Here is a 9,744-nt window from a genome sequence, read left to right as displayed (position 1 = left end):
ACCCCACCGCGCCGACCCACCCCGCGCCGCTGGGCCACTGCGCGCCCTGCGCCATCCCGCCGCACATCCTCGAACGCATCGTCCGCAACGGCAGTGACGATCAGCGTTCCTGGGCGCTGTCCACCCTCGTCCAGGACAGCTCGCACCGCACGATCCGCGTCCACAACGGCCAGCTTCGTGCGGTGCAGCGCGGCGCCGCGCCGCCGCGGCTCAGCCCAGATGACGGCCCACGCCGCACCGTGGGGGACGCCGCCGGCACCGAGACGCTGCCGGGTCGGACCGTCCGCACCGAGGGCGACACGGCGGTCGACGACGTGGCGGTCAACGAGGCCTACGACGGTCTCGGCGCCACGTTCGCGTTCTACTCCGATGCGTTCGGCCGCGACTCGATCGACGATGAGGGAATGGCACTGCTCGCCACGGTCCACTACGGCGACCATTACGACAACGCCTTCTGGAACGGCCGACAGATGGTGTTCGGCGACGGCGACGGCGAGCTCTTCCAGCGGTTCACCGTATCGCTGGACATCATCGGGCACGAACTGACCCACGGCGTCACCGAGGACGAGGCCGCGCTGATGTACGTCAATCAGTCCGGGGCGCTCAACGAGTCGGTCAGCGATGTCTTCGGCTCCCTGGTGAAGCAGCACGCGCTCGGGCAGACGGCCGAGCAGGCCGACTGGCTGATCGGCGACGGGCTGCTCACCGCCGCGGTGCAGGGCGTGGCGCTGCGATCGATGAAGGACCCCGGCACCGCCTACGACGATCCCGTGCTCGGCGACGACATCCAGCCTGGACATATGTCCAGGTACGTCAAGATGACTGGCGACAATGGCGGCGTCCACATCAACTCGGGAATCCCCAACAAGGCGTTCTACCTCGCCGCGATCGCGCTCGGCGGGCACGCGTGGGAGCGGGCCGGCCGCATCTGGTACGAGAGCCTGCGCTCGCCGCAGGTTCGGCCGAACGCGACCTTCCGCTCGTTCGCGGCGGTGACGAGCCGCCAGGCCGGCCTGCTGTTCGGCGCGGACGAGCGCAAGGCCGTCAGCGAGGCGTGGCACGAGGTCGGCATCACGGTCTGACGCCACCAGGACCGCACGAATCCCGCGAATCGTATGTAATCCCCAGACTCGGCACAGGCTCCCCACAGCGGGGCCCGGCAGCGTGTGCACCGGCCGGCGCTCACACCGGCAGTCCCGCTGCCCCGAGGAGGAGCATGAACGACGTCAGGACGTCCCGGTACGCATGCCGAGACGGCATCGCGACACGACTGCGCCGGCTCATCCTGCCGCTGCTGGCGGTCACCCTGGCGGCCGCGCTGGCGGGATGCGGGGGCGGCGGGAGTGACTCGGCGGCCGGCGCGGCCTCGGCGGTGGCCCCTTCCACGGGGGCGGCTTCCGGCACGACGACTCCCGCCGCCGGTGGAAGGACGGACGCGATGGCGTCCTATCGGACCTGCCTCGCGAACAACGGGGTGACGCTGCCGACTCCGGGCGCCGGCGCGGCGGGAAGCGCCCCGGGGCAGGGAGCCCGTCCGACCGGCGCCCCGCCGTCGGGCGCCCCGAACGGCGGCGGGGGCGGGGGGCCCGGTGCCGGCGGTGGCCCCGGCGGTGCTGTGGGCCCGGGCTCGACCGCCGCACCGCCCGGCGTGGATGCCGACACCTGGCGTACCGCGCGGGCCGCCTGCGCGTCGCTGGCACCCACCGCCCCGGCGGCGACCCCGGGTGCGGGGGCCGCGAGCTGACCCACGCGCTGACACCGCGCCGCGCTCGCGGTCAGCCGTTCGACTTCGGTCGACCCCCGATGCGCCGGCCCGCCCGTGCCGATGGCCCTCGCTCCTCCCCGCGACCCGCCGATGCGGTCCCCGCCTCGTCCCCGGTCAGGGGTGGCACCGAGCGCCCGGCCTCCGCCTGCTCCGCACCGGCGCACTCCGCGGGCACCCGGTCCGATGCCGGGAAGGTCGCCTGCGGGTCTGACGGCCGTGCCGCGGCGCCCCGGGACCGAAGCAGTTCGGACATCTTCGCCGCCGGCAGCGGTACCGAGATCGCCTCGCCCTGGAGCAGATCGCAGCCGAGGTCGATCATCATCGCAAGCGTGCGCTCGTCCTCGATGCCCTCGCCGACCACCCGCAGCCCGAGCCGGTGACCCAGGTCGAGCACCGAGCGCACGATCGCGGCGTCGGGCAGGCTGCCGCGGGCATCCGTGACGAAACCGCGGTCGATCTTGACCTCGTCGAACGGGAGCGCCTTGAGGATCTCCATGGAGCTGTAGCCGGTGCCGAAGTCGTCCAGGGACAGTGCGACCCCCTGCGTGCGTAGCTCGTTCAGCATCGTGGCCGCCCGGGCCGGCTGGGTGACCAGCGCACTCTCCGTGATCTCCAGGGTGAGGACGTCGCTGGCCAGGCCGTGGGCCGCCAGCGAGCCGGCGACGACCTGCGGCAGGTCGTCGAGCACCAGCATCCGGGCGGAGAGGTTCACCGAGACCGGCAGATGCAGGCCCTCTCGAGCCCAGGCGGCGCACTGACGTAGCGCCTCGTCGAGGACCCAGCGGGTCAGATCGGCGATCAGCGGCGAGCGTTCGGCGATGGGTAGGAACACCCCCGGCGCCAGCAGCCCCCGGGTCGGATGGTGCCAGCGCAGCAGCGCCTCCGCGCCGACGATCTCGCCCGAGAGCGCCGACTGCAACGGCTGGTAGAACAACAGCAGCTCACTGCGAATGATCGCGTTGCGCAGCTGCGCGTACAGCGCGATCTCCTCGGGCCGCACCCCGGTGATACCGGGATCCCACAGCCCGAGGCTCTCCCCCACCCGCCTGGCCCGCAGCAGCGCCGAGTCGGCGCAGGTCAGCAACCCGCCCATGGTGGCGCTGTCGCGGGGGGCCACGGCGATCCCGACGGAGGCATCCACCTCGACGTCGACGCCGCAGACCTGGAACGGACCCTGGATCTGGCGCAGGACCTGGTGCCCGAGTGCCCAACGCCGCTTCGTCTCCGCCGGGGTGGGCACGGCCAGCGACGCATCCGGTCGGCGTGGCGCGGCAGCCACCGTCGCCGGGGCCGGCATCCCCGGGAAGACCAGGGCGAACTCGTCCCCGCCGGCGCGACCGACGAACGCCGGCCTTGGTTCGAGCGTGGCAAGCGTCCGCGCGATGATCTGCAACAGCCGGTCGCCGCCGACGTGCCCCAACGCATCGTTGATTTCGTGGAACCGGTTGATGTCGACAAGGACCAGGATCGCCTCCCGACCGGCCGCCTGGATCTCCGCAACGACCCTTTCACCGCGTTCAAGGGTGCCCGCCCGGTTGGCCAGGCGGGTGAGCGGGTCTATGTAGCTCTGCAGCAGACCCGCGCGGAACAGACCTTTCACGATCGATCCGGCCGCGATCGTACAGATCGCCGCGGACACCGCGGGGCCGGCGGTCTCGTTCAGGTCGCCGCCGACCGCCACTCCGGCCGCGAGCGCCCCGACAATCATCGCAATGACCAGAATTGAACCGGGGATTGCAACGAGAGCAACATAGGCGCACATCGGCGGAAACCAGACCAGATACATTTCGGTCTGACGGCCGGAGGTGGACGCGGCGAGGCCGAGGCCGAGTGAGATGGCGAGAGAGGCGGCGGCGAACGGCGGCACCCAGGTCCAGCGCGGTTTCGCCACCCACCCGATCAGGATGTTGACCGTCGCGACCAGTACCCCGACCCAGGTCTCCCAGCGCAGATAGCCCGGCGAACCGGGCACGACGGCGGCAAGCAGGAAGAGCACGACGGCGCCGGTCGGCGCGACGATGAGGAAGCGCCGGCGGTCGGCGTGCGAACCACCGCTGAACACGAGCCGCATCCCTCCCCCGCCGCTGGCGCCGGCCCGCGGGACGTGTCTGACCCACGGATCGAACCTGGCCGGGCGTCCCGGCCAGGCCTGTCCCGGCGGACCTCGACGCCCAGCCGCATGAAACGGCCGGCATCGCAGCCTCCTGCCGAGCCGGTCTTTCCCACCGCGGTAGGACGGCGAAGATATCGGCTGTGCCGACATCTTCGACTGAAAGACGGCGGGCCGCGCCGGCCGGCGGCGATCCGGAACCGAGATCACCACCCGTGACGCTACGAGATCCGGGTCAGGCTTTCTTCAACATAGCCGGTGGAGCGGAGCGAGTAACATGCACCCGATACATTCGCCTGCGGCGCCGAGACCAGGTCTGGACATATGGTCCGCAGGCCGAAAAATGCCCGCCAGAACGTATGCGGATCATCACGGCGTGCCCACCCGAGGAACGGCATTTCCGGCATCAGTGGGCCGCGTCGTCCCAGGTCCGGCCGGAGCCGACGCTGACGTCGAGCGGCACCGACATGGTGTAGGCGGAGGTCATCTCGGCGCGGACGAGCGCCTCGACCGCGCCGTACTCGCCGGGAGCGATCTCCAGCACGAGTTCGTCATGGACCTGGAGCAGCAGCCGGGAGGCGTGCCCACCGGCCCGCAGCGCCCGGTCGACGCCCAGCATGGCGATTTTGATGATGTCGGCGGCCGAGCCTTGAATCGGGGCGTTGAGCGCCATTCGCTCGGCCATTTGCCGGCGCTGGGCGTTGTCGCTGGTCAGGTCGGGCAGGTAGCGCCGCCGGCCGAGGATCGTCTCGGTGTAGCCGTCGCGGCGGGCCCGTTCGACGACGCCGCGCAGGAAGTCTCGGACCCCGCCGAAGCGGGCGAAGTAGGCGTCCATGTGCTCGCGGGCCTCGTCGGGGGCGATGCCGAGCTGGCCGGCGAGGCCGAAGGCGGACAGCCCGTATGCCAGTCCGTAGGACATCGCCTTGATCCGCCGGCGCAGCTCCGGGTCGACCTCGCTGACCGGCAGCCCGAACGCCTCGGCGGCGACGAAGGTGTGCAGGTCCTCCCCCGACCCGAACGCCTCGATGAGGCCCTCGTCGCCGGACAGATGCGCCATGATCCGCATCTCGATCTGCGAGTAGTCCGCGGTGAGCAGGGTCTCGTAGCCGGGGCCGACGACGAAGGCGCGCCGGATCTGGCGCCCCTCGGCGGTGCGGATCGGGATGTTCTGCAGGTTCGGATCGGTGGACGACAGCCGGCCGGTGGCGGCGATCATCTGGTTGAACGTGGTGTGGATGCGGCCCGCGTCGTCGATCATGGGGAGCAGCGAGTCGACGACGGTCTTGAGCCGGGCGACGTCGCGGTGGCGCAGCAGCACCGGCAGCAGCGGATGGTCGGACTGGACAGCAAGCCAGGCGAGGGCGTCGGCATCGGTGGTGTAGCCGGTCTTGATCTTCTTGGTCTTGGGCAGGCCGAGCTCGTCGAACAGGATCTGCTGGAGCTGCTTGGGCGAGCCGAGGTTGAACGCCCGACCCACGATCTCGTGGGCCTGCGCGGCGACGGCCGCGACCTCGCCGCTGTAATGCTTCTGCAGCTCGGTCAGATGCTCCTCGTCGGCGGCGATGCCGGCCCGTTCCATCCCGGCGAGGACCGTGACGAGCGGGAGTTCCATGTCGCGAAGCAGCGTGGCGGCGCTGCGGCGTTCGAGGTCCGCGTCGAGCTCGTCGGCGAGTTCCAGGCAGGCGCGGGCTCGCACCGCGTCGGCGTGTGACTCCTGCGCCTCCCCGGAGCCATCGAGGGTGAGCTGGCCGTTGCCGGTGGGTTCCACCGCCACGTCGCGGTGCAGGTAGCGGGCGACCAGATCGGCCAGGTCGAACGAGCGCTGGCCGGGCAGGGCCAGATAGGCGGCCAGCGCGGTGTCGCTGGTGACACCGGCCAACGGCAGGCCCAGCTCCGCGAGCGCGAGCATCGGGCCCTTGACGTCGTGCGCGGCCTTCGGCTGGTGGGCGTCGGCGAGCCAGCCGCCGAGCGCCGCCAGGTCCGCCGGGGTGAGCTGGGTCGGGTCGAGCCAGGCCGCGGTGCCGTCGGCCGAGGCAAGCGCGAGGCCGGAGAGCACCCCCGTACCCCGCCCCCAGCTGCCGCGGGGGTGCAGGCCGGTGCGGGCGATGCCGCGGGCGTGCTCATCGAGCCACCGGGCCACCTCGTCGGGCCCGAGGGTGGTCGACTCGACATCGAAGCCCTCCTCGACGGGGGGCGGGGCGGTGGCGAGGGCGGCGTAGAGCCGCTCGCGCAGAACGCGGAACTGCAGCGTGTCGAACAGCTGGTGGACGGCCTCGCGATCCCAGGGGCGCAGGCGCAGCCCATCCGGGGCGACGGGAAGCGGGACGTCGCGGGCCAGCTCGGTCAGCGAGCGGTTACGGATCACCGAGGCCAGGTGGGCGCGCAGCGACGCCCCCGTCTTCCCGCCGATCTCGTCGGCCCGGTCCACCAGCTCGGCGAGCGAACCGAACTGCTGGATCCACTTGGTGGCGGTCTTCTCCCCCACCCCCGGCACGGAGGGCAGGTTGTCGGACGGGTCGCCGCGCAGCGCCGCGAAGTCCGGGTACTGCACCGGGGACAGGCCGTACTTCGCCTGGACCTCGTCCGGCGTGAAGCGGGTCATGTCGGAAATACCCTTGCGGGTCATCAGCACCGTGACCCGCTCGTTGACGAGCTGCAACGCGTCCCGGTCGCCGGTGACGACCAGCACGTCCATTCCCTCCGCCGCGCCCGCGGTCGCGAGCGTGGCGATCACGTCGTCGGCCTCGTAGCCGGCGGCGCTGACCCCCGACACGGCAAGCGCGTCGCACACCTGATGGATGAGGCTGACCTGCCCGACGAAGTCGGCCGGGGTCTCCGAACGGCCCGCCTTGTACTCCGCGTACTGCGTGTGGCGGAAGGTCGGCGTCGGCAGGTCCCAGGCGACGGCCACGTGGGTCGGCTTCTCATCGCGCAGGACGTTGATGAGCATCGAGGTGAAGCCGTACACGGCATTGGTCGGCTGGCCGGTGGTGGTGGAGAAGTTCTCCACCGGCAGCGCGTAGAACGCGCGGTAGGCCAGCGAGTGCCCGTCGAGCAGCAGCAGCCGCGGTGCTGTGGCGGCCGCTGGCACCACCTTCTTCGCAGCGGCCGACTTCGCCGTAGCCGTCGATGTCGACGTGGCGGTGGACCTGCGGGCGCGCGGCTTGGCCGGCAGAGCCTCCGCGACGGGCCCTGCCTCGGTGGCGGAGGGAGCCGGCTGGTCGGCGGACGAGTTCGACGTGGTGACGGACACGCGGCGAGTTTAGGCCGTGCGTCCGACAGGTTCGTCGCGAGTGGGTGGTCCGTCGCGGCGAGGGGCCACTGCGCGCCCGGACCACACCACCGGCTGTGTGGCACGCGGATGGTGGCGGCCGGCTCCGGCAGGCGGCGCCGGCCGACGCAGAGTACCGGCGCCGACCCCGGACAACGCCCCGAGGTCCGGCTACCGCTCGCGGTTGGCCGGCAATCGGATCGGATCTGCTCGTCTAGGCTCGCGGTCATGACCGCTGCCGATGCCGTGTCCGCCGCCGATGACATCGCCCCGAGTCAGGGCGGCGGCGGGGGCGTGGATCACGGTGGCAGGGACCATGCCCGCAGGGACGACGGCGGTAGAGATGGCGGCCGTAGGGATAACACCGCGGACAGCGATGTCGCGGGTGCCGCCGCGATTCGGCTCGCCGCCCAGGTCAATGCCGCACGTGGCGAGATCGAGCAGCGGATGGGCATCCTGCTCACCGAGGCGAGCCCCGAGCGGCTGGTCGCCACGATGCCCGTGGAGGGCAACCGGCAGCCATACGGCCTCCTACACGGAGGCGCATCGGTGGTGCTCGCCGAGACCTTGGGCTCGGTCGGCGCGACCCTGGACGCGCCCCCCGGCTCGACAGTCGTCGGCATCGAGATCAACGCCTCGCATCACCGATCGACGACCTCCGGCGCCGTCACCGCCGTCGCCACCCGCATCCGTGGCGGGCGCACCCTCGTCACCTACGACATCCGGATCACCGACGACGCCGGCCGCGTGACCTGCACCTCCCGGCTTACCTGCATGATCCGCAGTGGGCGGCCGACCGGCTCGCGCGAACCCGAGCCGAGCTGAGCTGAGCTGAGCGAGGAGCGACCCGCCACCCCGCCCCGGCCAGAACACGAAAACTGAATACGGATGAGACTGATCACAATATTTCCCGGTTCCCCTGCCCGCCGGTACCGGCTGTCGGAACGGACGCACCGGACCACTCCGGTGCGTTGACCTGATGAAGGGACCCGCCTAATCTCATCGCCTGTGCACCCGGGACGGGTGAGTAGACAACGTCTGGACGAGGGGAAGGTCCGGACGGCACCAAAACCCTTCCCGGGTGCCGCGAACCTCCAGTTCTGAGCATCGAAATCCTCGATCGGGCCGATCGGCCCTGAGGCCCTAGCCGCCGGGTCCCCCGCACCAGGCCGGACGGAGCCGGAGCAGGTGGGGGCAGGCGGAGGCGGAGGCGGGGCGCAGCCGCGGCGTCAGGGCTTGATGAGTGACTGGACCGGGCCAAGCACGGTCCGCTTCCCATCTCGAATCTCGTAGAGGTAGACCGTGGCCCCCTCCACCTCGCCGTTCTTACGGAACCGGATCTGCTTGGTGACGCCGGGGATGTTCACCGAACCGAACGCCGCCGCCACCGACTCCCGGGTGGCCCCGGTGCCGATCCTGCGGAGCACCTCGATGATCGCGTTGGTGGCGTCGTACGCCTCGCCGGAGTACGTGCCCGGCCGGGTCCCGCTGTTGACCGTCCGGTATTCGGCGACGAACCCCGCCGCCGCGGGATCGCTGTTCGGATCCCCGCAGGCGCAGGTGAGCAGCGTGCCCTCGGCGTTGCCGACACCGGCCTCCCGGATGAGCTGATCGTCGTTCGCCCCGTCCCCGCTGACGATCTTGCCGGTGAAGCCCTTGCTGCGCAGCGTCTTCGTCAGCAGGGCGAGCTCCGAGTAGTAGCCGGAGTAGTAGAGCACGTCCGGCCGCTCCTTAATGATCTTCGTGGCCTCGGAGGTGTAGTCCTTCGTCGGGTTGATGCCGTCATGGACGACCTTGACATCGTGGTCGCCCAGCGCCTGCTCGAGCGCACCGGACAGGCCGGTGCCGTACTCGCTGCGATCATCGAGCGAGTAGACCTTCGTCGCCTTCAGCACCTTGGTCAGGTACTCGGCCGCGGCCGCGCCCTGAACCGTGTCGGGAGCGATCACCCGGTAGAAGGTGAGGAAGCCGAGGTCGGTGAGGGCCGGGTTGGTCGCCGACGGGCTCACCGACAGCAGGCCGGCCTGGCTGTACAGCGGCTCGCTCGACTTCGTCGGCCCGGAGAAGACCGGACCGACGACGGCGAGGACGCCCGGGTTGTCGAGGAGTTTCTGCGCGGCGGTCGGGCCCTGGTCGGGGTTGCCCTGGTCGTCCGACGCCACCAGCCGCAGCCGAAACGGCAGGTCCTCGCGCCGGTTGGCCAGATCGACGGCGGTCAGCACCCCGTCGTAGGCGTTGATGCCCAGCTGCTGGTTGTCGCCGGACAGCGGCCCCTGGAAGCCGATGACGAACTCCTTCTTCGCGACCTCGGCGGTGGATCCGCCGCATCCGCCGAGCACGGACACGGCCGCCAGCACCCCCGCGGCTCCGAGCACCGCCCATCGCCGTCCAGGACCGCTCATCGGACTTGCGGCGTGGGGACCCCGCCGTTCACGGCGGGGAGGAAACGCCGTCCCGTCTTGCCCATTGGCTGACGTCCTTGTCGTAGAATTGTGGCATGTCCCGTTACCGGCTTTATCCGGCCGTCGAGCGGGCGGCTGTGATGGAAGTCCATTGCGGGCATGCGCGGTATGTGTGGAATCCTGCGGTGGAACAGCA

General features: G+C 71.0%; 7 protein-coding genes. 4 read left to right on the top strand and 3 right to left on the bottom strand.

Annotated elements, in window-relative coordinates; genetic code table 11:
• Nucleotides 1-29: 29 nt before the first annotated feature.
• The gene (locus NBZ83_RS25590; RefSeq protein WP_261570772.1) at nt 30-1,082 is read left to right on the top strand and encodes a M4 family metallopeptidase; all 1,053 of its coding nucleotides are present in this window, start codon (nt 30-32) and stop codon (nt 1,080-1,082) included.
• Nucleotides 1,083-1,216: 134 nt separating this feature from the next.
• A complete protein-coding gene (locus NBZ83_RS25585; RefSeq protein WP_261575951.1) occupies nt 1,217-1,744 on the top strand; it encodes a hypothetical protein in 528 nt (175 codons plus the stop codon).
• A gap of 31 nt (nt 1,745-1,775) precedes the next feature.
• Here the strand turns inward: NBZ83_RS25585 and NBZ83_RS25580 are convergent, their stop codons facing one another.
• Nucleotides 1,776-3,836: a putative bifunctional diguanylate cyclase/phosphodiesterase gene (locus NBZ83_RS25580; protein ID WP_261575950.1), complete on the bottom strand. Its 2,061-nt coding sequence runs from the start codon at nt 3,834-3,836 to the stop codon at nt 1,776-1,778.
• Between the two features lie 445 nt (nt 3,837-4,281).
• Nucleotides 4,282-6,969 (bottom strand): DNA polymerase I, encoded by a 2,688-nt coding sequence (polA, locus tag NBZ83_RS25575; protein ID WP_368861907.1) that lies wholly within the window; start codon nt 6,967-6,969, stop codon nt 4,282-4,284.
• Nucleotides 6,970-7,374: 405 nt separating this feature from the next.
• Here polA and NBZ83_RS25570 point away from each other — a divergent pair, with 405 nt between their 5' ends.
• Nucleotides 7,375-7,971, top strand: a complete 597-nt coding sequence (locus NBZ83_RS25570) for a PaaI family thioesterase (protein ID WP_261575949.1) — start codon at nt 7,375-7,377, stop codon at nt 7,969-7,971.
• Nucleotides 7,972-8,375: 404 nt separating this feature from the next.
• Here the strand turns inward: NBZ83_RS25570 and NBZ83_RS25565 are convergent, their stop codons facing one another.
• A complete protein-coding gene (locus tag NBZ83_RS25565; protein ID WP_261575948.1) occupies nt 8,376-9,548 on the bottom strand; it encodes a branched-chain amino acid ABC transporter substrate-binding protein in 1,173 nt (390 codons plus the stop codon).
• A gap of 95 nt (nt 9,549-9,643) precedes the next feature.
• Here NBZ83_RS25565 and NBZ83_RS25560 point away from each other — a divergent pair.
• Nucleotides 9,644-9,744, top strand: a 101-nt coding sequence (locus tag NBZ83_RS25560) for a helix-turn-helix domain-containing protein (protein WP_261575952.1), incomplete at its 3' end; no start/stop codon positions are given.

This window comes from Frankia gtarii, assembly GCF_025403375.1.
GTDB classification, from domain to species: domain Bacteria; phylum Actinomycetota; class Actinomycetes; order Frankiales; family Frankiaceae; genus Frankia; species Frankia gtarii.
Note: the sequence above shows the minus strand (reverse complement) of the source record. Positions and strands in the feature narration are given on the sequence as shown.